The organism is Brevundimonas sp. (genome assembly GCF_041688735.1).
In the GTDB taxonomy this organism is placed as follows: domain Bacteria; phylum Pseudomonadota; class Alphaproteobacteria; order Caulobacterales; family Caulobacteraceae; genus Brevundimonas.
Map to the genome: position 1 here is coordinate 23,264 of NZ_JBDNHO010000101.1, position 21,499 is coordinate 44,762.

Here is a 21,499-nt window from a genome sequence, read left to right on the forward strand (position 1 = left end):
ACGCTCGCTGCTTGAGCGCGGGATGCCTAAGAGGGGGGCGCTAACGCTCGGCCCGCGGGGCCTCGCTGCTTGAGCGCGGGCGCGCGCGTGGTAGGGGGCGGGGATGAAGACCGTGCCCCAGACCGTGGATGTCCTGATCGTCGGCGCAGGCGCGGCCGGGATGATGTGCGCCATCGAGGCGGGGCGGCGCGGGCGATCGGTGCGCATCCTCGACCATGCGCGGGCGCCGGGCGAGAAGATCCGCATCTCGGGCGGGGGGCGCTGCAATTTCACCAATCTGGGGACGGGTCCGGCGAATTTCCTCGGCGAGAACCCGCGCTTCGCCACCTCGGTGCTGACGCGGTACAGCCAGCATGACTTCGTCCAACGCGTGGATCGGGCGGGCATCGCCTGGCACGAGAAGACGCTGGGCCAGTTGTTCTGCGACGACTCGGCCAAACAGATCATCCGCATGCTGACCGACGACATGGGGGCGGCGGGGGTGGTGCTGTCGCTGGGCACGTCGGTGGAGCGGGTCGAGCGGGTGGGCGAGGGCTATGAGGCTACGCTGTCCGACGGCTCGGTGGTCCGTGCGGCCTCGCTGGTGCTGGCCAGCGGCGGCAAGTCGATCCCCAAGATGGGGGCGACAGGCTGGGCCTATGACACCGCGCGGGGCTTTGGCCTGAGGGTCACCGAGACCCGCCCGGCGCTGGTGCCCCTGACGTTCGAGGCCGGGCTGCTGGAACAGCTGACCCCGCTGGCGGGGGTGGCGGTGGATGCGGTGGTCAAGGGCGGCGGCACCAACTTTTCCGAAGCGATGTTGTTCACGCACCGGGGCCTGTCGGGCCCCGCGATCCTGCAGATCAGCTCCTACTGGCGCGAGGGCGAGGCCATCACCGTGGCCATGGCCCCGGGCGAGGATGTCTATGCCCGGCTCAAGGCGGCGAAAGAGGAGAACGGCAAGCAGATGGTGCATACGGCGCTGGGCCATATCGTGCCGCGCCGCCTGGCCGAGAGCCTCTGCGAGCGCGAGGGCGTATCGGGCAAGCTGGCCGAGGTGGGGGACAAGACGTTGCGGCGGCTGGACGGGGCGGTGAACGGCTGGACCGTCAAGCCGGTGGGGTCGGAGGGCTACCGCACCGCCGAGGTGACGCTGGGCGGGATCGCCACCGACCAGCTGGACCAGCAGACCATGGCGGCGAAGACCGTGCCGGGCCTCTATGTGATCGGCGAGGCCGCCGACGTCACCGGCTGGCTGGGTGGTTATAATTTCCAGTGGGCCTGGTCGTCGGGCTGGGCCGCCGGACAGGTTTGCTGACCCCGCGACGTTCCGCGACTTGCACGGCGGACCGAGGCGCCCCAGTGTGAGTTCGCGGGACGGGCCCCTCTGGCGCGGTCGACGACGATTTCCCCTGATCGTCCACGGCGCGTGATGTCGGACCGCATCGGGCGCTCTTGAGTTCGGCCCGGCCCAATCCGCAAGGACGCCGGGCGCCCGACCCCTTTTCACGGAGACGGCCATGCCCCTGTTGATGTGCCCGAATGATAACGGTGCCATGCAGACGATGGAGCGCGCGGGCGTCCAGTTCGACATGTGCCCGAGCTGCCGGGGCGTCTGGCTGGACAGGGGCGAGCTGGAGAAGTTGATGGCCTCGGCGGGCGAGGACGGCCGGGCGGCCGCACCGGCGCCGCGACCGCAGCCCTATCCGACACAAGCGCCGCCGCCGCAGCAGCCCTGGGGTGGGCAGGGCTATCGGGATGATCGTCACAGGGACGATCGGCCCCGCGACGACGACTACAGGTACCGCAAGAAGAAGCGCGACAGCATCTTCGACATCTTCGACTGAGACGGTCGGCGCGGAGGGCGGCGGCCCATCACGGCTGCCTGCCCGCCATGCCCGCGCAGGCTTGAGATGCCGGTTTGCAGCGTCATCGCGCCCGCTCGCGCCCGCAGAGCGGGCTGGCGAGGACGGGCCCAAGGCAAAGCTTGACCGGGCTGACTTTGAGCCGAGATGGATAACGACGACGACATGTCCGACTTCAGGGTCATCCTCGAAGCCTCGAAGGTCACAATCCTCCACGTCAAAAAAGCATCTCCGCCCTTCGTGACGTTTGGTGGTCGCGCGGTCATGTCGGCCGTTGGCATCTTCCCTTGAGCCGACCTCAGGCGGCCAGACCGGCCGCTTTCATCAGGCCCTTCAGCGGCGTGAGGGTTTCGGGCGCGGCGGAGAAGACGGCGCGGGAATCCGGCGCGCGGAACAGTTTTATGGCCTCGGCCTTGGCGCGGTCGGCGGCCGGGCCAAGAGGGGCCGTCTCGCCTGCGGCCATGCGCAGCAGGACCGACAGCTTCTGCGGCAGGGGTGCCGCCGCGCGGGCGACCTGGATGACGATCCGGGCCTCGGCCTCTACGCTCCCGGCGACGGTTCCGATGGTGCCGGCGATGTCGATCTCGTCCCGCTCCATCAGGCTGCTGGCCTTGACCGAACGCACCAGGGTGGCGAGCACGCCCAGCTTCTGGGCGGGCGTAAGGTCCAGCGAAGGCGAGCGCATCTCGGTTTCGAACCGCAGCGAGCCGACGCACGCCGACAGCCAGCGCGCGGCGGAGCGTTTGTTGGCGAGGCCGGTGACGTTCTCGCACAGTCGGGTCAGGGCCTCGGCCTCCGCCAGCACGGTTGGGCAGGAATCGGCGTAGGCGGCGACGAAATCGGCCGTGACCAGGCCCTTGGACCGCTCGTTGAACGCGCTCTGGACCTCGTCCAGCGTCAGAAGGCGTCCTGCGGTGGCGGTCAGGATGGTCGCCAGGGCGCGCAGGATGCCGATCTCGCCGGTGGCGTCGTTCGGGCGCAGCCGGCGTGGACTCATCAGCTCGCGCACCACCATCCGGGCCAGGGCGGCGGCCAGCAAGGGGAATTGACCGGTTGCCATGCGTTCGCCGAGGCGAGCCGCCGGGCCGTCGACAGCGGGAATCTGGAGCACCAGGCGCGGATCATTTTGGGTCATGGCGGCCACCTCGCGCGGGGCGACCATGCGGACCACGGCGGCCATTGAGGCCCCCTGATCCAGCGAAGGGCCCAGCACGTCGGCCAGATTGGTGCGCGCGGCCAGAAGCTCGCACAGCAGCTGTTCGATGGCTACCATGACCATGGCGTGGGCGGCACCGTTCATCGGCGCGCGCTCGGCCAGGTCCATCAGCCGGTCGAGACGGGCGCGGCCGCCTCGAATGCCCTTCAACTCGCCGCAGATGATGCCGCCCATGATGAAGCTGCGGTCCGTCTGGCCGATCAGGCGATGAGCCAGGTCGGCGAGGGAATGGTTCTCGAGCGTCGGGAACTGGCCCCGGCGGCCCGCGGAGACCAGCCGCTCGATCGTCTTGTCGGTCAGCCTCTGATAGTGGCGGACCAGATCATGGACGGGCTGACCGACCGCCTGGCTTTCGGGGATGGCGACCTTCTGGATGGCGTGCTGGAGTTCGACCCCCGAGGCGTCCAGAGCATCGGCGAGGTCCGGGCGGTGCAGCAGTTCGAAGGCGGTGACGCCATTTCGGTTCAACCAGTCCTCCAAAGCCCGGGCGATGGTCTCGCGCGCCATGGGAACGTAGAGGTCGTGGGGGTTGCTGCACCGCGGTCCGGCCTGGTCGTCGGGGACCACCCGCTTGCGCACCACCTCGGGCGCGCCACGGGTCAGGACGGTGACGCTGTTGAACTCCATGGAGTCCGGATCGAGGGTTTCCTTGGTGACCCGGACGGCGGCAGCCCGGTCGTCGGCGAGCAGTTCTTCGGCGGCCTCGAAGGCGAGGGCGCGATCCTCCGTCGCCATCTGGAGGGTCCAGGGCGCGGGCGCAGTCTTGCGGATATAGACTTCGTAGTGGACGGGTCCGGCCATTTTTAAGCTCACACTCGACGGACCCCATCATCGCGCCAAGGCTTTAAGGACGGGTTTCATTGCGCATCCGGCCGAGGCGGCCCATGCTTTTCGTCATGATCTCACCCCGTTCAAATAGAACGGTTACGCTTGCCGCGCGTTGACGTGGCGAACGACACGACTGCAAGGAGCCCGATTTGGCGAACATCACCCTGGTCGACGACGACGAGAACATCGTCGCCTCCGTCTCGCTGGCGCTGGAAAGCCACGGCCACAAGATCACCGCCTATCACGACGGCACCACCGGCCTCGAGGCGCTGGAGGCGTCGCCACCCGACCTGGTGATCCTGGACGTGAAGATGCCCCGGATGGACGGGATGGAGGTTCTGCGCCGCCTGCGTCAGACCTCTCAGGTCCCGGTCATCATGCTGACGTCCAAGGACGAGGAAATTGACGAGATCCTCGGTTTCAACCTCGGAGCCGACGACTATATCCACAAGCCGTTCAGTCAGCGGCTGCTGATCGAGCGGGTCAAGGCGCTGCTGCGGCGCACCGGCGCCGACGGCGGCGAGCCCGAGCCTTCGGGCGAAAACTCGGCCAAGGCGATCAAGCGCGGCAAGCTGTCAATGGACCCGGCGCGCCACGAGAGCACTTGGGACGGCAAGGCGGTGAAGCTGACGGTGACCGAATTCCTGCTGTTGCAGGCTCTGGCCCAGCGTCCCGGCTTCGTGAAGAGCCGCGACAACCTGATGGACGCCGCCTACGACGATCAGGTCTATGTGGACGACCGGACCATCGACAGCCACGTCAAGCGGATGCGAAAGAAGTTCCGGGTGGTCGACCCCGAGTTCGACGCCATCGAGACCCTGTATGGCGTCGGATACCGCTATCGCGAAAGCTGATCCGCTCCCGCCGGGAGAGGACCGACCCCGCCGGGGCTTGACCCGCTTCGGCGGATCGCGTCTGGGCGGATTAATTCTCGCGCTGAACCTGCTCAGTCTGCTGATCCTGTTCGTCGGGGCGCTACTTCTGAACGAATGGAGCCGCGGCCTGATCGAGGCTCGGCAGGAGACGCTGATCGCCCAGGGCGAAATCCTGGTGCAGGTGCTGGCCGAGCGCGGCGTGACCCAAGGCGAGCCCCAACCCACGTTCAACGCGATCGAGGCGGGCAAGCTGTTCGTCGACGTCATCATCCCGAAAGGGCAGCGCGCGCGCCTGTTCGACATCGACGCCATACCCGTCGCCGACAGTTATCTGGTGACCGAGGCCATTCCCGGCCGGCCCCTGCCGCCGACCCTGCCCGCTGGCACGCCGGTCGAGGCGCCGGACGCGGCCGAGCGCGCGCGCGAAGAGGCCGATCTGGGCCGCGTCCGCGCCGCCCTGGCCGAAGAGGTCGAGCGGGCGCTCGAAGGCGAGACCCAGGCCAGTTTGCGGCGTTCCGAAACCGGCGACCGGGTGGTGTCGGTCTCGATCCCTGTTCGGCATGTGCAGCAGGTGTTGGGCGTGCTGACGCTGGAGGCGGGCGACGTCAACGAGACGCTGGATGCGCAGCGCCGGGCGCTGATGCCCTTCGCCCTGGTGGCTTTGTTCGTAAATCTGCTGGGATCGCTGCTGATGCATCTGTTCGTGGCCCGGCCGGTGATGCGGCTGTCGGCAGCGGCCGACGAGGTGCGGATGCAGCGGGCACGGGCCATCTCCTTGCCCGATCTGGAAGGCCGCAAGGACGAGATCGGCGATCTGGCGCGGTCGCTGGAGACGATGACCGAGACGCTGTCGGACCGGATGGACGCCATCGAGGCGTTCGCCGCCGACGTGTCGCACGAGATCAAGAACCCCCTGACCTCCATCCGATCGGCCCTTGAGACGCTGCCACTGGTCAAGACCGACGCACAGCGTGAAAAGCTGACGGTTCTGCTTCAGCAGGACGTCAGGCGGCTGGATCGGCTGATCACCGACATCTCCAACGCCTCGCGGCTCGACGCCGAACTGGCGCGCGACCGGCCGCGCGTCGTGGACCTCACCCTGCTGCTGAGCGAGATCGTCGGCGTTTATGCGGCGGGACTGAAACCGGGTGAACCGAAGGTCGTCTTCGTCGCGCCGGACGGCCAGCATGCGCTGGTCACCGGCCGCGACGGGCCACTGGGGCAGGTCATCCGCAACCTGATCGACAACGCCCGCTCCTTCAGCCCGCCGGGTGGCACGGTGAGGATCGCGCTCGGGCGCGACGATCTGGATTCCGTGGCTCCGGTGCGGGTCGTCATCGACGACGACGGTCCCGGCATTCCGCCGGACAATCTGGAGACGGTGTTCGATCGCTTCTACACTTCGCGGCCAAAGGGTACGGCCTTCGGAGCCAATTCGGGCCTCGGCCTGTCGATCGCGCGCCAGATCATCGAGGCCCACGGCGGTCGGGTGCGGGCGATCAATCGCGCGGCGACGGACGGCACGGTGGAAGGCGCGCGGTTCGAAATCGCCCTGCCCGGCGTGGCTGGACGGCGCGCATGAGCGACCAGCCCGTCCACGGCACGGTGGCGGCGCGCTGGGATCCGGCCTGCGGCTGGCGCGGCGTCTTCATCACCGGGATGTCGGGCGCGGGAAAGAGCGATCTGGCCCTGCGGCTGATCGGCCAGGGATGGCGGCTGGTCGCGGACGACTATGCCCATGTGTTCGCCTCGGGCGGCGTTCTGTACGCGACGGCGCCGAGGGCGATCGTGGGCCGGATGGAGGCGCGAGGCGTCGGCGTCGTGACGGCCTGCACGGTCGCCCAGGCGCGGCTGTCGCTGGCCGTCGAGCTGGTCGAGGGGGCCGTCGAGCGGCTGCCGGAGACGCGGTCCAGGCGGTTCGACGGTGTCGATTTGCGCCTGATCGCGCTGGATCCGAGAGAGGCCTCTGTGGTCGAAAAGGTCACGGTCGCCATTGCGCGGCTTTAACCCGGCGCGGACTTGGGCTATTTCGCGCGGCTTGCGGCACGTCCAAGGGACGGCCGAACGCGGGGGCGCGAGCCTGGTGAAGCCTTCATGATCGGTCTTGTGATCGTCACCCACGGGGGCCTCGCCTCCGAATTTCTGGCGGCGATGGAGCACGTGGTGGGTCCCCAGCGGGGCGTGGCCGCGATCTGCATCGGCCCCGAGGACGACATGGAGCGCCGTCGGCGTGACATCGTCGACGCCGCGCGCGCCGTGGACGACGGTGACGGCGTCATCCTGCTGACCGACATGTTCGGCGGCACGCCGTCCAACCTGGCCATATCAGTGATGGAAGAGACCCGCGCCGAGGTCATCGCCGGGCTGAACCTGCCCATGCTGATCAAGCTGGCCAGCGTGCGCGGGCGCGAGCCGCTGGAGGCCTGCGTGGCGCATGCCCAGGACGCCGGCCGCAAATACATCTCGGTCGCCAGCTGGGTGCTGCAGGGCGAGAAATGATGGCGCGCGGGACGGCGGATATCTGCAACACCCGCGGCCTTCACGCCCGCGCCAGTGCCAAATTCGTCAAACTGGCCTCCGGCTTCGACGCCGAGGTGCGCGTGACCCGTGACGGGGTGACGGTGAACGCCCTGTCGATCATGGGCCTGCTGATGCTGGGCGCCGGCAATGGCTGCGGCATCGAGATCGCCGCCGAGGGCTTAGAGGCCGAGGCCGCCGTCGCCGCCTTGGTCGAACTGGTCGAGCGGCGCTTTGACGAAGAACACTGACGACGCCCGCTCCGCCAGAGCCTGATCGGTTGAGGGGGAATCGCGTCGCGATCCCGCCGCTGCCGTGAATCCGGCTCCAGCATGATCCGAGCGAAATCCGGGTCTGGACGCGAGCGCGTCCAGACCCGGATTTCGCTCTAAGGCGTCTCGGTGATGATAAGGGTGGCCGAGGCCGTGCCGCAACGCCTGGGCTGATCCTCCGAGGGACGATCTACTACCTTCGTCTCCGGGTTCGAGTCCCAAGCAAGGCTTACGCAATTCGTGTAGGACGAACGAATGGACCCTGAACGCCTAAAAATGCTGATTGCTGACCTCCGTAGGCTTCCGGCTGAGACGGATTGGGTGGAGTTCAAGCATAACAACCTTGATCCGGAGCGTATGGGCAAGACGATCTCTGCCATTGCTAACGCATCCTGCTTGGCCGGTCAGCAGTCCGGATACTTGGTTTGGGGCATCAGAGATGGCGATCATGAGATTGTCGGAACAACATTCGAACCGAGCACGGAGAAGAAGGGCAACGAGCCTTTGGAGTTCTGGCTCGGCAAAAACCTGATCCCAAGCCCTTCTCTTCGTTTCCATACCGCCTCATTCGAGGAGGGGCGCGTAGTAGTCTTGGAGATACCCGCTGCGCGAACGGTGTCGATCAAATTCCAGGACATCCCATACATCCGCATCGGCAGCGCAACGCCGAAGCTCACCGATTATCCTGAACGAGAGGCAGACCTCCTTGGAAAGCTGCGTCCCTTCGCTTGGGAAACGGGCGTGGCGGCGATTTTTCAGACAGGCGAGGATGTCCTGGCTGCCTTGGACCACGAAGCATTCTTCAGCCTCCTCGGCGAGAAGGCTCCCTCCACGGATGAAGGCATACTGGGGAGGTTGGCGGCTGATCGTTTGATCTCAAAGGACGTGGGTGATCGTTGGAACATCCTCAACCTTGGTGCCATCCTCATTGCTCGTCGATTGGATAGTTTCGCTGACATCTCGCGGAAGGCCCTGCGCGTCGTTCAGTATGACGGGGTGAGCAAGGGCAAGACATTGCGGACGCAGGAAGGCGTTCGGGGTTATGCCGCTGGTTTCACGGGCATGCTGAAATTCATAGATGACCTGCTCCCTATGGAGGAGCGGATTGAGCAAGGACTTCGATCAAGCCATCGCGCATATCCGCAGATCGCAATTCGAGAATTGATTGCGAACGCCCTGGTTCACCAGGACATGACGATCACTGGCACAAGTCCCATCGTTGAAATCTACGACGACCGGATCGAAATCTCGAATCCAGGGGTGCCTGTCAACGAGATGATCCGAAAGCTCTTCGGTGCACCGCCTCGCTCCCGGAACGAGCATCTGGCCAGATTGATGCGGCGGATGGGGATGTGTGAGGAGTTGGGATCGGGATTGGTAAAGGTGGTCGAAGCCACCGAACTACATCGGCTCCCTGCTCCGGACTTCGACACCTTTGATGGAACGACGCGCATAACTCTTTTTGGGCCGAAGTCATTTGCTGAACTGGACCGGCGGCAGCGGGTCCAAATTTGCTACCAGCACGCCTGTCTTCGAAGGCACGAGCGCAAAAGGATGACCAACGCGAGTTTGCGTGAACGATTTGGGATTGAAGACCAGAATGCTGCCCAAGTCTCCCGTGTGATCCGAGAAGCTACGGATGAGGCATTGATCCGTCCTGCGGACCCTGATCGGCCAAAAAGCGGGTATGTGCCGTTCTGGGATTGATCTGTGCGTTGAAGCTCGGGGAAAACATTTGATCGCGATTTGATTCGCAGCGGTCGTAACAAGCTCCCCAAGGTGGTTAAGTCCCACTCACTGGGCCTTTGAAGCCAAAGATTGGGAGCTTGGAGTGTTGCGATCAATTTGATTGGGAGCGCAGTGATCCCCTTTCCAAAGCCATTGAAAGCACCATCGGGGTCAGTTCCCTTGTTTAAGGTGCGATAGGTCCAATTCCCTATATTCGACCACCTTAATGGCCTCGTATAGAGTGCTGGTTCGATAGCCACGTCCATAGGCGGCGGCGACCTCGCCGCCATCGTTACCCTTCCCCGATGACCATCCGCCGAGTGCCAACGCGACTTCATGGTCGATGCGGGCCTCACGCAGCGCGTCGCGATAGCAGTGCCGGAACGAATGAAAACAGGTCTTAGCGCGAGCGGCGCCTGAACGTTCGAGGAAACGCCGAAACCACTTCGAGAAGGGATCGCTGAAATAGCCGGTGCTGGACCGCTGGAGTTCAGCAAACAGCTTCCGATCTCCGTCTCCCCGGCGCCGGGCTACGAAGTCCATGAATCCGATCTCGATCAACGTCGGATGGACGGGGACGAACCGTTCGCTGCTCGCGGTCTTGAGCCGCTTGTCGTTTCCGATCTCTGTCGCCCCCGCCGTCACGTAGAAGCAGTCCACGCCCTCGATGTGATGGATGTCGGCAACGTCGAGTTGGCACGCCTCGTTCAACCTGAGTCCGGAAAACAGCGCGATGAGCGGAATCCAAAAACGCCCCCGGCGTGGGTGGGCGGGGCCACGGACCGCATAGCCATGCCAGTCGTCCACGCATCCCCTGTAGATCGGAGCGTTGAAGATCAGTTGGAGTTGGTCGGTCGAGAAAGGGAGCCGCTTGTCTCGCTTTCGGACCGGATCGATGACCTGCAAACCCCGAGATGGGTTCCGATCAATCCAACCCTCGTTGGCCGCGAAGTTCAGCACGGCCCTGAATTTCGTCATATAGCCGTTGACGGAAGCCGGGCTGAGCACAGACGTGAGTCCCCGCTTTTGGGCCATGCGTGACGCTTCCAACGGCGACAGACGCGGGAACCGCTTTGCTGGGTTGGTCGGTAGCCACCGGAGCGTTTCGAGCAGTTCCCGACAGGCTTCCCGGTCAATGCTTCGGATCGGACGAGAAGGACCCCACAGGCCCGCGACGACCTCAGCCAAGTTCCCATAGTGGGCATCGGTCTTCTGCGTCCGTGATTTCGCCGGGTCCGACCGAAAAAGGGCAATCACCTCGGCGACAGACTTTTCCTGGGGCCGTTGCACCGAGGAGGCTGAGGAGTTGGGCTTGGCCCCAGGTCCGATGACATCCAGGCGGGCCATCGGTGCCCCAGCCTCGATCTCCCGCAGTGTCCGCTCAAAATCGCCAGCCACCAACCGAGCAAGACGACAAGCTTCTGATCTCGATCCCGTCGAGAGCGACCGCATGAAATGAGTTTGCCCGATCGCCGATGACAAGTGTCGAGGAACCCGGAGACGAAGGTAGTAGATCGTCCCTCGGAGGATCAGCCCAGGCGTTCTCGATGACCCTTTGGGCCGCGACCGTTTCGACGGTCCAGGAGACCGTGACGACGGTTGGTGATGCAGGTCGGTGTGACAGTCCCGAAGGCGCGAAACCCTTTCGTGGCCACGCTTATTGGACGGTCCGCTGTTGACCGTGTGTAGCAGCGTTGTGTCACAGGAACCGCCTGAAATCCCCCAATCCTCTGAATTATCAAGGGGTGGTGGAGCCGAGGGGAGTCGAACCCCTGACCTCGTCATTGCGAACGACGCGCTCTACCAACTGAGCTACGGCCCCCTTTGCCCCAACGGAACAGTGGGGCGCAGGCGAGGGCGCGACATACGGGGGGCGGGACGCGGCGTCAACCGTGCGGCGGCGGCCTCGCCTAACAGTTGGCGAAGCGCGCGGGTGCGGGCTAGAAGCGGCCGACAGTGCTTCGGGAGTATCGGACGGCATGGCGGCGATCATCGGTTTCATCTTCTTCGTCATCAACGCCCTGCTGGGTTTGCTGGTGCTGGCGATTATCATCAGCGCGGTTTTGAGCTGGTTGTTCGCTTTCGACGTCATCAACCACCGCAACCGGTTCGTGAACCAGCTGGCCGGGGCGCTGGATGCGATCGTCGCGCCGGTGATGGCGCCGTTCAGGGCCATCATCCCGCCACTGGGCGGCATCGACATCACCCCGATCATCGTGCTGATCCTGATCCAGGGCATCCGAGGCTTTCTGCTGCCGGCGTCGCAAGCGGCGTTGATGGGTCTCGTCGGCGGCTACTGAGCGCATGCCCTCCATCCGCCCTTGCGTGCTTCGGCGAGGGTCCTAAGGTGCCGCTCCGAACGGGCGCGCGCCCGCCAGCAAACCGGACTTCATGACCATCATCCGATCAGTCTCCATTGTCGGCGCCGGGCAGATGGGGGCGGGAATCGCCCAGGCGGTCGCTGCAGGCGGATATGACGTCATCCTGCATGACGCCGCCGCCGAGCGCGTGCCCCAGGCCCAGGCCGCCATCGCCGCCAGCCTCGCGCGTCAGGTCGGGCGTGGCTTGACCACCCAGGCGGACGCCGACGCGACGCTGAAGCGGATCACCCCCGCCCGCTCGCTGGCCGAGGCGGCCAAGGCCGATCTGGTCATCGAGGCGGCGGTCGAGGACGAGGCGGTCAAGAAGGCGATCCTGGCTGAGCTGCTGCCACATCTGGGGCCGGACACCCTGCTGGCGTCCAACACCTCTTCGATCTCGATCACCCGGCTGGCCTCGGCGACCGACCGGCCCGAGCGGTTCATCGGCCTGCACTTCATGAAGCCGGCGCCGGTGATGAAGCTGGTCGAGATCATTCGCGGCATCGCCACCTCGGCCGCGACCTATGAGGCGGCCGTCGCCTTCGCCCAATCGCTGGGCAAGACCACGACCAACGCCGAGGACTTCCCGGCCTTCATCGTCAACCGCATCCTGGTGCCGATGATCAACGAGGCGATCTACACCCTGTATGAGGGCGTGGGGAACGTGACCTCGATCGACACGGCGCTGAAGCTGGGCGCCAATCATCCGATGGGGCCACTGGAGCTGGCGGACTTCATGGGGCTGGACGTCGTTCTGGCCATCATGAACGTGCTGTACGAGGGGCTGGGCGACAGCAAATACCGGCCCTGTCCGCTGTTGGTGAAATACGTCGAGGCGGGCTGGCTGGGGCGCAAGTCCGGGCGCGGCTTCTATGACTATTCCGGCGACGTCCCGGTGCCCACGCGATGATCGGCATTCCCGAAAGACCCGAAGATTTTCCCGGCCAGCAACGCGTGGCCTGGCGACGCGAGCCCCATCGCATCGCGTTGGCGGCTCTGGCGGGGGCAATGTGGCCGCCTCTGATCGTCACCTTGGCGATCTGGCCGCCGCGCAACTGGCTGCCCAGCCTGGAGATGGACTGGCGACTGGTCGTGCTGGTGATCGGCCTGTGCTCCGTGCCGGGCGGACTGTGGCTGCTGGCCAGGGAGCGCGAGCGCAGCGGCCGGCCCTCGACGCGGCTGGGTGTGATCTGGCGCTTTATGTTCTACGGCGGCCTGCTGGCGGTCGGTCTTCAGGCCTTGCTGGCGCTGTTGGTCTCGGTGGTCGGCTGGTTCGAGGCCGGTGGCATCGCCCAGGCGGCGGGCGCGACCGAGACGACTCTGCTGATCTTCGGCGTCGGCGGCCTGCCGATCGCGGTGTTGGTGGGCGTGTCCTATGCGCTGTGGGCCGGATTGTGCGCCGCTTTCATCGCCTTTTCATCGCAACCCGAAGTGCGGGACAGGCTGGGCGTCTTGGGCGTCTTGGGAGATCGGGCCGAACACGAAGCCTGATCCCCGCATTACAGGGAATTAAGTTGTCGATCCTTCGCGCTCTTGTAAAGCTTGCTTGTCTTGTCGCGGGGGGGCGAAATGACGGCCACGAACATCGATGCCATTCAGGGCGACCGACCGGCGCCCGCAGCCTTGGGGCCTGTCGCGCCCAAGGACAGGATCTTCACCCTGGACATGCTCCGGGGCTGGGCGATCCTGGGCATTCTGGCGGTCAACGCCATGGCCTTCGCCTGGCCCTGGGCCCTGGAGATGAGCAACCGCCTGACCCCGCCCTATCCGCATGACCAGGCCAATATCGTCGGCCACTGGGTCACCGACGTCTTCTTCCAGGACAAGTTCCGCACCTTATTCTCCATGCTGTTCGGCTGTTCGATCTTCCTGATCGGCGGCGAGCGGTCCGACGAGGGGCGCGGCAAGCTGTTGCGGAGCCGCCTGTTCTGGCTGGCCGTGTTCGGCGCGATCCACGGCCTGGCCTTCTGGTTCGGCGACATCCTGCTGCACTATGCCTACTGTGGCCTGATCGTGATGCTGGTCCGGTCCTGGTCGGCCAAGCGGCTGATCTGGGTCGGGGGTGGGCTGAACCTTCTGTTCGCCCTGTCGTCGGCCGCCGCCATGATGGCCGAAACCTTGTTCACTGGCGCCCCGGGCGCGGGGGCTCCGGCGGGGGGCGGGAGCGGCAATCCCTTCGAGATCACGCAGGAAGCCCTGATGGCGACCATTCAGGCCTATCAGTCCGGATGGCCGGGCGCGCTGATCGAAAACGCCAAATCATGGCTGTTCCTGCAGACCGCCAGCCTGATCCTCACCCCGATCACGACGGGGCTGATGATGTTGGGCCTCGGTCTGTTCAAGGCCGGGTTCATGGTCGGCAAGTCGCCGACCTGGGTCTATCTGCTGGTCTTCGCCCTGGGCGCGGCCAATCTGGCGGCGCTGGGTTGGTACGAATGGATGGAGTCCAGCGCGCCGCGCGGGACCGACTCTCCGTCTGGCGGACTGGCGGGGGTGGCGGGCAGCTTCGCCTGGGTCATCACCCTTGGCTACGTCAGCATGCTGATCCTGATGACGCGCCTGGGCTTGAAGGTGCTGACCGCGAGGTTGGCGCCGGTGGGCCGCATGGCCTTCACAAACTATCTGATGCAGACGCTGATCATGACCAGCCTGTTCTACATGCCGTGGGGGCCGCTGCTGTTCGGTGACCCGGCGTGGGGGCCGGGCCGGTTGTGGGCTGCGGTGGGCGCGATCTGGATCGCCCAGTTGATCTGGTCGCCGCTGTGGCTGGCGGCGTTCCAGATGGGGCCGCTCGAGTGGCTGTGGCGCTGCCTGACCTATGGGCGGATGGTGCCGTTGCGCAGAAGCCAGGGCTGAGAGACGGGGGTCGAGGGTCGAGAGGCGCGATGAATCCGGGATTTCGCCCCTCGCCGCCCGCCCCTCGCCCCTCTAGAAGCCCTCCATGACCGACGCCGCCGCTCCCCCCCGTCCCGAAGCCCGCAATCCGAGAGGTTTCGCTGACCGCCGCGGCCCCGACCTGATCGCCGAACGCCGCCTCGTCGCGCGCGTGTCCGAGGTCTATGAGCGCTGGGGCTTCGAGCCGCTGGAGACCGGGGCCTTCGAATACGCCGATGCCCTCGGCAAATTCCTGCCCGACGCCGACCGACCCAACGAAGGCGTCTTCGCCCTGCAGGACGACCCGGACGCCGAAGGCCACGGCCAGTGGATGGCGCTGCGCTATGACCTGACCGCGCCGCTGGCCCGATTCGCGGCCCAGAACTGGGAGACCCTGCCCAAGCCTTTCCGCCGCTATGCCTTCGGCCCGGTGTGGAGGAATGAGAAGCCGGGTCCGGGCCGCTTCCGTGAGTTCGTCCAGTGCGACGCCGACACCGTCGGATCGGATCGGCCCGAGGCTGACGCCGAGATCATCGCCATGGCCTGCGAGGGCCTGCGGGCCGCCGGTCTGGGCGCGGATCAGGCGGTCGTGCGGGTGTCCAGCCGCAAGCTGTTCGACGGCCTGTTCGAGGCGGGCGGGGTGACCGATCCGGTCCAGAAGCTGACGGCGCTGCGGGCCATCGACAAGTTCGACCGGCTGGGCTGGGAGGGCGTGTCGGCCTTGTTGGGCGAGGGAAGACTGGACGAGTCCGGCGACTACACCAAGGGCGCGAACCTGCCCATCGGTGTGGCCGCGACCCTCGAGGCCTTCCTGGCCTCGGCTGGCGACGCGGGCCTGACGCGGGCGGGGACGCTGGACGCGGTGGCCCGTGCCAGCGGGCTGGGCGCGATCGGCGAGGCGGCGCTGGAAGAGCTGTCGGCCATCGACCGGGCGCTGACGGCGATGAAGGTCGGCGAGGGCACCGTCCGTTTCGACCCCACCATAGTGCGCGGGCTGGAATACTATACGGGGGCGGTGTTCGAGGCCGAGTTGCTGATGGACACCACCGACGACAAGGGCCGGGCCGTGCGCTTCGGCTCCATCGGCGGAGGGGGTCGCTATGACGATCTGGTCGCGCGCTTCACCGGCGAGCGGCTGCCGGCCACGGGTTTTTCCTTCGGCGTGTCGCGGTTGGTCGCGGCGCTGCGGGCGGCGGGCCGGGGCGGCGAGGCCGCGATGCGCGGGCCGGTGGTGGTCATCGTCTTCGGCGAGGCGGACATGCAGCACTATCTGGACGCGGTGTCGGAGCTGCGGAACGCGGGGGTCGCCGCCGAACTGTATCTCGGCCGGGCAGGCATGAAGGCCCAGATGAAATACGCCGACCGGCGCGGCGCGCCCGCCGCGATCATGCTGGGCGGCGACGAGATCGCAGCCGGCAAGGTCACGATCAAGGACCTCGACGCGGGGCGCGCCCTGGCCGCCGGGGTGACGGACAACGACGCCTGGAAGGCCGAGCGGCCGGGCCAGCAGACGGTTGATCGCGGGGCCATGGTCGCGACCGTGGGGGCCATCGTCGAGGCCGCACGACAAGGCTCCTGACTTATCACTGATAAGTCAGGAAAATCAGTCGTTTCGGGAGTGGCTTCATTGACTTGACCGACGAGATGTCGTCAGATTGTCGCACTCGAACAACGACGCGTTTCGGCGCGGAAGTTGGTCGAAGGCGTTTCGGGGAGGAAACGTCCGCTTCGTAGAGAGCGAAAGAAGCCCGTCGCGATATATCCCCCGCGGCGGGCTTTTTTGCACGTTTTTTAGGGCGCTCACGCCAGCCGCGCGGCGGCTCGCTGCTTGAGCGCGGATCGCGCGCGCAGCAGGTTGGTAAGCTCGGTTGCAAGGAAAAAGGACCGGAGCGTCGCCGCTCCGGTCCTTCTCGTTCAGTCTCGTCGACCGCCTACCAGATGCGCACGCGGTCTTCCGGGGCGAGGTAGTATTTGTCGCCCGGCTGGACGTCGAAGGCCGCATACCAGGCGTCGACGTTTCTGAGAGGGCCGATGACCCGGAACTCGGCGGGCGAGTGGGGCCCGACCGTGACCTGCTGGCGCAAGGCGTCGTCGCGATAGAGCGTCTGCCAGACCTGGGCCCAGCCGTAGTAGAAGCGCTGATCGCCGGTAATCCCATCCAGCACCGGCGAGGGCCGGCCGTTCAGCGACAGGTGATAGGCTTCGAGGCCGACCGCCACGCCGGCGGCGTCGCCGATGTTCTCGCCCATGGTCAGACCGCCCTGGAGGAAGAAGCCCGGCAGCGGCTCATAGGTGTCGTACTGGGCTCCCAGACGGGCGGTCAGGGCCTCGAAATTGGCCTTGTCCTCGGGGGTCCACCAGTTGCGCAACACGCCGTCGCCGTCGGATTTGGAACCCTGGTCGTCGAAGCCGTGGCCGATCTCGTGGCCGATGACCCCGCCGATGGCGCCGTAGTTGACCGCCGGGTCGCCGTCCGGATCGAAGAAGGGTGGTTGCAGGATGGCTGCCGGAAAGACGATCTCGTTGTTGGTCGAGTTGTAATAGGCGTTCACCGTCTGGGGCGTCATGCCCCATTCGGCCTTGTCCACCGGTTCGTTCAGACGATTCAGCTGGTATTGCCACTGAAATTGGCCGGCGCCCTCGGTATTGCCGAACAGGTCATCGGCCCGAACCTCAAGCGCCGAATAGTCGCGCCATTTGTCCGGATAGCCGATCTTGACGGTGAATTTCGCCAGCTTCTCCTGCGCCGCGGCCTTGGTCGCATCGCTCATCCAGCTGTAGTTGGGGATGCGGTTGCCCAGGGCGATGCGCAGGTTGGCAACCAATTCCTCCATCTGGGCTCGGGATTCCGCCGGGAAATGGTCGGCGACATACTGGCGGCCAACCGCCTCACCCAGCATGCCTTCGGCGAAGCTGATGCCGCGCTTGTCGCGGCTGCGCTGCATGGGCTGGCCTTGCAGGTCCCGCGAGCGGAACTCCCATTGGGCGTCGGCGAAGCGCAGTGACAGGCGCGGCGCCGCTTCATCGACCGTGTGGAACGTCTGCCATGCCTGGATCACGTCCATCGGGGTCTCTGCATAGATGGCCGCGATCAGGGGCATGGCCGTGTCCTGGCGGACGATGAGGCGCGGCACGTCGCCCACGCCGACCGCAGTATAATAGTCCTGCCACGGGAAGCCCGGTGCTTCGGAGCCCAGCTGGGCGATGGTGTATTCGTTATAGGTCTCGTCGCGGTTGCGGTTCTGGATCGGGGTCCAGTGGGCCTCGGCGATACGGCTCTCGAAAGCGACCACGGCCTCGGCTGCCGCGGCCGGGTTCTCCCAGCCGATCATCTCCAGCATCCGTGCGACATAGGCCTGGTACAGGACCTTCTTTTCGGCCCAGCGGGCGTCCCGGTAATAGTCCCGGTTGGGCAGGCCGAGGCCCGACTGGCCGGTCGACACCACATAGCGGGTCGGGGCCTTCTGGTCGGTGGTGATGCCGGTGCCGAAGATGGACCCTCCGATGCCGCCCTGGGTCTGTCCCATATAGACGGCAGCGAGCTCGTGGGTGTTGGCGGCGCGGATGGCGGCCAGATAGGGTTGCAGCGGCTGGGCGTCGAGCGCCTCGATCCGCGCCGTGTCCATATAGGAGCGATAGGCGTCGGCGATTTTCTGCTCGTCCGAGCCGGCGACCAGATCGGCGCGGGCCGTCAGACCCTCGATCATCGCCTTGACCCGATTGTCGGACAGTTCGCGCAGCAGGGCGAAGGAGCCATAGGAGGTGCGGTCCGACGGGATCTGCATCCGGTCCAGCGCCGTTCCGTTGGCGTAGCGCATGAAACTGTCGCCCGGGCGGACCGAGGTGTCGCGGCCGGCCAGGTCAAAGCCCCAGGTTCCGTAGCGCGGCGTCTCCGTGCCCTGATAGCCAAGCACCGTGCCACCCTCGGCCGGGGTCTGGAACAGTTCGAAAACCGTGCAGCTCTCGTCGAGGCAGGCGTGGTCGTGGTCCTGGGCCGCTGCCACGGAAGCGGGCAGTAGCAGCGCGCCGAGGGCGGCGCCGATCAGCAATTTCTTCATGGGGGAATCCTCGACTTCGCTTCTCTCTGGAAAGCGTCGGCGCGGACCCTACGCCTCGTTCGCGGGCTGTCGCCTGAATTATTCGTCATGATCTGGCCTGATCGCCGCAGGGCGGCCGGATTCGGCTTGGCGGCGACGCTTTCGCCCCGGATAGTGGGGGTTGGAACGGGGGACGAATGGCGGTTCACGGCAGCGGCGGCGAGTACAAGGATCTGGTGGTCTTCCTGGCCGCCGCGGGCGTCGTCGTGCCGCTGTTCAATCGCCTGAAGATCAGCCCCGTGCTTGGCTTCCTAGCGGCCGGCGTCTTGCTGGGACCGGACGGGCTGGCGCGGCTGGCCGACACCATGCCCTGGCTGTCATGGTTGACCATCTCGGATGCGGGCCAGATACGCTCCCTGTCCGAACTGGGTGTGGCCTTCCTGCTGTTCATGATCGGGCTTGAGCTCTCATGGGGCAGGCTCAAGGCCATGCGCCGGATGGTGTTCGGTCTCGGCCTGACCCAGGTGGCGGTCTGCACGGTGGCGCTGGCTGCGGTCTTCGTCGCGATGGGACAGCCGCTGGTGTCGGCGGCGGTGCTGGGCATGGGACTGGCGTTGTCCTCGACCGCCGTGGTGATGCCGGTGATGGCCGAGCGCGGTCGCATCGGGACGACTGCCGGGCGCGCCACCTTCTCCATCCTGCTGGCCCAGGACCTGGTCGTGGCCCCCATCCTGATCACCGTCACAGTCCTGGCGGCGCTCGCGCTAAGCGGTGTCGGTGGCAATGGCGACTTCGATCCCGCGGTTTTGCGGCCGGCCCTGTTTACCCTCATTCCCGCCGCGATCGGTCTGGCGCTGCTGATCGTGCTTGGGCGGCTGGTGCTGCGACCGATGTTTCGCTCTGTCGCCCGGGCCAAGGCCAGCGGGCAGGGGCAGGAGATGTTCGTCGCCGCCAGCCTGCTGGTCGTCGTCGGTGCCGGCGTGGCCGCCCAGGCCGCCGGTCTGTCGATGAGCCTCGGTGCCTTGATCGCAGGTCTGCTGCTGGCGGAGACGGAGTTCCGTCGCGAGGTCGAGATATCGATCGAGCCCTTCAAGGGGCTGCTGCTCGGAGTCTTTTTCGTGGGAGTCGGGATCAGTCTGGACCTGGACGCCGTCGCCGCGAACCCCGGCGCGGTATTCGGCCTCGCCGCCATCCTGACCTTGCTGAAGGCCGGATTGATCTTCGGAGTCGCCCGGCTGTGGGGTCTGAACAACCGCAACGCCATCGAAACGGCCCTGGTGCTGGGTCCAGCCGGCGAATTCGCCTTCGTCATCCTGGGCGCTGGCCTGGTTGAGGGCATTGCGGCACCGGCTTTCACCCAGACGGTCCTGATGGCCGCCACGATCAGCATCTTCACCATTCCCCTGATGGCCCTGATCGCCGACAGACTGGTGCTGCGCGCCAAAGCGGTTCAGCCGGACTCGGTGCCAGAGGCCATAGCTCCCGACGCGATTGACGGACAGATACTGGTCATCGGCTTTGGCCGGGTCGGGCGGCTGGTCGGCGAGATGCTGACCGAGCACGGCCAGGCCTTCATGGCGCTGGATACCAATGCGTCGACGGTGTCCAAGGGGCGGGCTGAGGGTGCCAACGTCTTCTACGGCGACGCGGGCCGGGCCGAGATGCTCGGGCGCTGCGGCATCGACACGGCGCGGGCCATCGTCGTGACCATGGACGCGCCGACCAAGGTCGACGAGGTGGTCAAGACGGCGCGATCGCTGCGCCCCGATCTGGTGATCATCGCGCGCGCGCGGGACGACCGTCACGCCGTGCGGCTCTATCAGTTGGGCGTGACCGACGCCGTGCCCGAGACGACCGAGGCGGCGTTGCAACTGGCCGAGAACACCCTGGTCGATGTAGGCGTGCCCATGGGGCTGGTGTTGGCCTCGATTCACGAGCGGCGCGACCGGTTTCGCACCCTGTTTCAGGCCGCCATGCCCGACGGAAAGGCGCTGCGTCCGGCGCGCGCGTTGAGGACTACGCAGAGGCCCCGACCCGTGGACGGCGGGACGCGTAAAACCCCCGGCTAATCGCGCCGTTAATCCGAATACCCCATTTTGGTCATCGTTGCGTGTTCACTGGTCCGGCTCGACCGGATGTCGAAACCCGGGAGAAGCACCGCGCCCGCCGCGAAACCCAGCATCGCTTCGGCGGCCAGTTTTCGATGGCGTATGTCAGCTGTCAATCAGTCGAGTAACCGTTTTCATGCGAGATTCCGTCCTGTCCCCTCCCCGATCCGTTTCCGCATCAGAAGCTCCGCGCCTGAATCGCCGTCAGGCCGCCAAGGGGCGGACCCGCCAGAAGGTTCTCGACGCGGCCCGCACGCTCTTCGCCGAGCGCGGCTACGAGCCCGCCACCATCCGCGACATCGCCAAGGGCGCGGGCATGTCGACCGGGGCCGTCTTCGCCAACTTCCAGGACAAGGCTGAACTGTTCGAGGCTGTCCTGTCGGAAGACTTGACCAAGCTGGCCGAGACGCTGAAGGCCGCCGCCGCTTCAGAGGGATCGGTCCAGACGCGACTGCTGGCCGCCTTGAGCGCCGGTTACCACGGTTCGCTGGAGCAGCTCCCGCTGGTGCAGGCGGTTATCGCCCGCTCGTGGTTCCAGCCCGTCGCCGCCGAGATGCGCACCCGCGCCGCCATCAAGCCGTTGATCTCGGTCGTCACCGACACGCTGCAGGCCGGCATCCGTGAAGGCGAACTGCGTCAGGACACGGACGTGCACCTGCTGAGCGACCTCGTCTACGAGGCCTTCCTGTCCAACTATCGCCGCGCCGCCTACGACGGCTGGGCGATGGACAAGCTGACGTCCCGCATGGCCAAGCAGATCGACGTCATCCTGGCCGGCGCGATTTCGCGTCAGTAGCCTGGGTCGCGGTCGTCGGCCCTTCGCGACCTCCCGGCCCGACC

Annotated in this window: 19 protein-coding genes, 1 tRNA gene and 1 pseudogene; 16 read left to right on the forward strand and 5 right to left on the reverse strand. The window is 66.2% G+C overall.

Annotated features, from left to right (window positions below; all coding sequences use genetic code 11):
- Positions 1-103 precede the first annotated feature (103 nt).
- The 3 genes from ACESMO_RS10585 to ACESMO_RS10595 all read left to right on the forward strand — a co-directional run bounded on the left by ACESMO_RS10585 (position 104) and on the right by ACESMO_RS10595 (position 2,135).
- The gene (locus ACESMO_RS10585; protein ID WP_372708117.1) at positions 104-1,297 is read left to right on the forward strand and encodes an NAD(P)/FAD-dependent oxidoreductase; all 1,194 of its coding nucleotides are present in this window, start codon (positions 104-106) and stop codon (positions 1,295-1,297) included.
- Positions 1,298-1,499: 202 nt separating this feature from the next.
- Positions 1,500-1,826 carry a zf-TFIIB domain-containing protein gene (locus ACESMO_RS10590; protein WP_372708118.1) on the forward strand — a complete coding sequence of 109 codons (327 nt, stop codon included), beginning with the start codon at positions 1,500-1,502 and terminating at the stop codon, positions 1,824-1,826.
- A gap of 165 nt (positions 1,827-1,991) precedes the next feature.
- Entirely contained in the window at positions 1,992-2,135 is a 144-nt protein-coding gene (locus ACESMO_RS10595; protein WP_372708119.1) for a hypothetical protein, read from the forward strand.
- 7 nt (positions 2,136-2,142) lie between these two features.
- On the opposite strand, the gene ACESMO_RS10600 is transcribed toward ACESMO_RS10595, so the two are convergent.
- Positions 2,143-3,861, reverse strand: a complete 1,719-nt coding sequence (locus ACESMO_RS10600; RefSeq protein WP_372708120.1) for a hypothetical protein — start codon at positions 3,859-3,861, stop codon at positions 2,143-2,145.
- Positions 3,862-4,037: 176 nt separating this feature from the next.
- On the opposite strand from ACESMO_RS10600, the gene ACESMO_RS10605 reads away from it, so the two are divergent.
- From ACESMO_RS10605 to ACESMO_RS10630, 6 genes are all read left to right on the forward strand, one after another.
- Complete coding sequence (locus ACESMO_RS10605) at positions 4,038-4,742, forward strand: response regulator transcription factor (protein ID WP_372708121.1); 705 nt, start codon at positions 4,038-4,040, stop codon at positions 4,740-4,742.
- The gene (locus ACESMO_RS10610) at positions 4,711-6,345 is read left to right on the forward strand and encodes a sensor histidine kinase (RefSeq protein WP_372708122.1); all 1,635 of its coding nucleotides are present in this window, start codon (positions 4,711-4,713) and stop codon (positions 6,343-6,345) included. Before ACESMO_RS10605 ends, ACESMO_RS10610 begins: the two co-directional genes overlap by 32 nt.
- Complete coding sequence (locus ACESMO_RS10615; protein ID WP_372708123.1) at positions 6,342-6,770, forward strand: HPr kinase/phosphorylase; 429 nt, start codon at positions 6,342-6,344, stop codon at positions 6,768-6,770. The genes ACESMO_RS10610 and ACESMO_RS10615 overlap by 4 nt, the downstream gene beginning before the upstream one ends.
- Positions 6,771-6,857: 87 nt before the next feature.
- Positions 6,858-7,262: a PTS sugar transporter subunit IIA gene (locus tag ACESMO_RS10620; protein ID WP_305759579.1), complete on the forward strand. Its 405-nt coding sequence runs from the start codon at positions 6,858-6,860 to the stop codon at positions 7,260-7,262.
- Positions 7,259-7,531 (forward strand): HPr family phosphocarrier protein, encoded by a 273-nt coding sequence (locus ACESMO_RS10625; protein ID WP_372708124.1) that lies wholly within the window; start codon positions 7,259-7,261, stop codon positions 7,529-7,531. Before ACESMO_RS10620 ends, ACESMO_RS10625 begins: the two co-directional genes overlap by 4 nt.
- 276 nt (positions 7,532-7,807) lie before the next feature.
- Complete coding sequence (locus ACESMO_RS10630; RefSeq protein ID WP_372708125.1) at positions 7,808-9,259, forward strand: ATP-binding protein; 1,452 nt, start codon at positions 7,808-7,810, stop codon at positions 9,257-9,259.
- Between the two features lie 192 nt (positions 9,260-9,451).
- Here the strand turns inward: ACESMO_RS10630 and ACESMO_RS10635 are convergent, their stop codons facing one another.
- The 3 genes and pseudogenes from ACESMO_RS10635 to ACESMO_RS10645 form a co-directional block, all read right to left on the reverse strand.
- On the reverse strand, positions 9,452-10,627 hold the full coding sequence (locus ACESMO_RS10635) for a hypothetical protein (protein ID WP_372708150.1): 1,176 nt from the start codon (positions 10,625-10,627) through the stop codon (positions 9,452-9,454).
- 27 nt (positions 10,628-10,654) lie between these two features.
- Positions 10,655-11,065, reverse strand: a pseudogene (locus ACESMO_RS10640) (DUF6538 domain-containing protein); the annotation flags it as partial.
- Positions 11,027-11,102, reverse strand: a tRNA-Ala gene (locus tag ACESMO_RS10645). The gene ACESMO_RS10645 and the pseudogene ACESMO_RS10640, both read right to left, overlap by 39 nt.
- A gap of 157 nt (positions 11,103-11,259) precedes the next feature.
- Between ACESMO_RS10645 and ACESMO_RS10650 the strand changes: the two genes are divergently transcribed.
- The 5 genes from ACESMO_RS10650 (at position 11,260) to hisS (ending at position 16,093) form a co-directional block, all read left to right on the forward strand.
- Positions 11,260-11,580: a YggT family protein gene (locus ACESMO_RS10650; RefSeq protein ID WP_372708126.1), complete on the forward strand. Its 321-nt coding sequence runs from the start codon at positions 11,260-11,262 to the stop codon at positions 11,578-11,580.
- A gap of 91 nt (positions 11,581-11,671) precedes the next feature.
- A complete protein-coding gene (locus ACESMO_RS10655; protein ID WP_372708127.1) occupies positions 11,672-12,550 on the forward strand; it encodes a 3-hydroxybutyryl-CoA dehydrogenase in 879 nt (292 codons plus the stop codon).
- The gene (locus ACESMO_RS10660) at positions 12,547-13,131 is read left to right on the forward strand and encodes a phthalate transporter (protein WP_372708128.1); all 585 of its coding nucleotides are present in this window, start codon (positions 12,547-12,549) and stop codon (positions 13,129-13,131) included. The genes ACESMO_RS10655 and ACESMO_RS10660 overlap by 4 nt, the downstream gene beginning before the upstream one ends.
- Before the next feature lie 78 nt (positions 13,132-13,209).
- A complete protein-coding gene (locus ACESMO_RS10665; RefSeq protein WP_372708129.1) occupies positions 13,210-14,496 on the forward strand; it encodes a DUF418 domain-containing protein in 1,287 nt (428 codons plus the stop codon).
- A gap of 85 nt (positions 14,497-14,581) precedes the next feature.
- Positions 14,582-16,093, forward strand: coding sequence for a histidine--tRNA ligase (hisS, locus tag ACESMO_RS10670; RefSeq protein WP_372708130.1), 1,512 nt, complete (start codon positions 14,582-14,584; stop codon positions 16,091-16,093).
- A 352-nt stretch (positions 16,094-16,445) separates the two neighbouring features.
- On the opposite strand, the gene ACESMO_RS10675 is transcribed toward hisS, so the two are convergent.
- Positions 16,446-18,572, reverse strand: coding sequence for a M13 family metallopeptidase (locus ACESMO_RS10675; RefSeq protein ID WP_372708131.1), 2,127 nt, complete (start codon positions 18,570-18,572; stop codon positions 16,446-16,448).
- 176 nt (positions 18,573-18,748) lie between these two features.
- Between ACESMO_RS10675 and ACESMO_RS10680 the strand changes: the two genes are divergently transcribed.
- Both ACESMO_RS10680 and ACESMO_RS10685 read left to right on the forward strand, forming a co-directional pair.
- The gene (locus ACESMO_RS10680; RefSeq protein WP_372708132.1) at positions 18,749-20,620 is read left to right on the forward strand and encodes a cation:proton antiporter; all 1,872 of its coding nucleotides are present in this window, start codon (positions 18,749-18,751) and stop codon (positions 20,618-20,620) included.
- Positions 20,621-20,795: 175 nt separating this feature from the next.
- Complete coding sequence (locus tag ACESMO_RS10685) at positions 20,796-21,455, forward strand: TetR family transcriptional regulator (RefSeq protein WP_372708133.1); 660 nt, start codon at positions 20,796-20,798, stop codon at positions 21,453-21,455.
- The last annotated feature ends 44 nt before the right edge of the window (positions 21,456-21,499 follow it).

Bases quoted from the DNA above. Each gene is read 5' to 3' on its own strand.
- ACESMO_RS10585 (WP_372708117.1), top strand. From the start codon at position 104: ATGAAGACCGTGCCCCAGACCGTGGATGTCCTGATCGTCGGCGCAGGC.
- ACESMO_RS10590 (WP_372708118.1), top strand. From the start codon at position 1,500: ATGCCCCTGTTGATGTGCCCGAATGATAACGGTGCCATGCAGACGATG.
- ACESMO_RS10595 (WP_372708119.1), top strand. From the start codon at position 1,992: ATGGATAACGACGACGACATGTCCGACTTCAGGGTCATCCTCGAAGCC.
- ACESMO_RS10600 (WP_372708120.1), bottom strand. From the start codon at position 3,861: ATGGCCGGACCCGTCCACTACGAAGTCTATATCCGCAAGACTGCGCCC.
- ACESMO_RS10610 (WP_372708122.1), top strand. From the start codon at position 4,711: ATGGCGTCGGATACCGCTATCGCGAAAGCTGATCCGCTCCCGCCGGGA.
- ACESMO_RS10615 (WP_372708123.1), top strand. From the start codon at position 6,342: ATGAGCGACCAGCCCGTCCACGGCACGGTGGCGGCGCGCTGGGATCCG.
- ACESMO_RS10620 (WP_305759579.1), top strand. From the start codon at position 6,858: ATGATCGGTCTTGTGATCGTCACCCACGGGGGCCTCGCCTCCGAATTT.
- ACESMO_RS10625 (WP_372708124.1), top strand. From the start codon at position 7,259: ATGATGGCGCGCGGGACGGCGGATATCTGCAACACCCGCGGCCTTCAC.
- ACESMO_RS10630 (WP_372708125.1), top strand. From the start codon at position 7,808: ATGGACCCTGAACGCCTAAAAATGCTGATTGCTGACCTCCGTAGGCTT.
- ACESMO_RS10635 (WP_372708150.1), bottom strand. From the start codon at position 10,627: ATGGCCCGCCTGGATGTCATCGGACCTGGGGCCAAGCCCAACTCCTCA.
- ACESMO_RS10650 (WP_372708126.1), top strand. From the start codon at position 11,260: ATGGCGGCGATCATCGGTTTCATCTTCTTCGTCATCAACGCCCTGCTG.
- ACESMO_RS10655 (WP_372708127.1), top strand. From the start codon at position 11,672: ATGACCATCATCCGATCAGTCTCCATTGTCGGCGCCGGGCAGATGGGG.
- ACESMO_RS10660 (WP_372708128.1), top strand. From the start codon at position 12,547: ATGATCGGCATTCCCGAAAGACCCGAAGATTTTCCCGGCCAGCAACGC.
- ACESMO_RS10665 (WP_372708129.1), top strand. From the start codon at position 13,210: ATGACGGCCACGAACATCGATGCCATTCAGGGCGACCGACCGGCGCCC.
- hisS (WP_372708130.1), top strand. From the start codon at position 14,582: ATGACCGACGCCGCCGCTCCCCCCCGTCCCGAAGCCCGCAATCCGAGA.
- ACESMO_RS10675 (WP_372708131.1), bottom strand. From the start codon at position 18,572: ATGAAGAAATTGCTGATCGGCGCCGCCCTCGGCGCGCTGCTACTGCCC.
- ACESMO_RS10680 (WP_372708132.1), top strand. From the start codon at position 18,749: ATGGCGGTTCACGGCAGCGGCGGCGAGTACAAGGATCTGGTGGTCTTC.
- ACESMO_RS10685 (WP_372708133.1), top strand. From the start codon at position 20,796: ATGCGAGATTCCGTCCTGTCCCCTCCCCGATCCGTTTCCGCATCAGAA.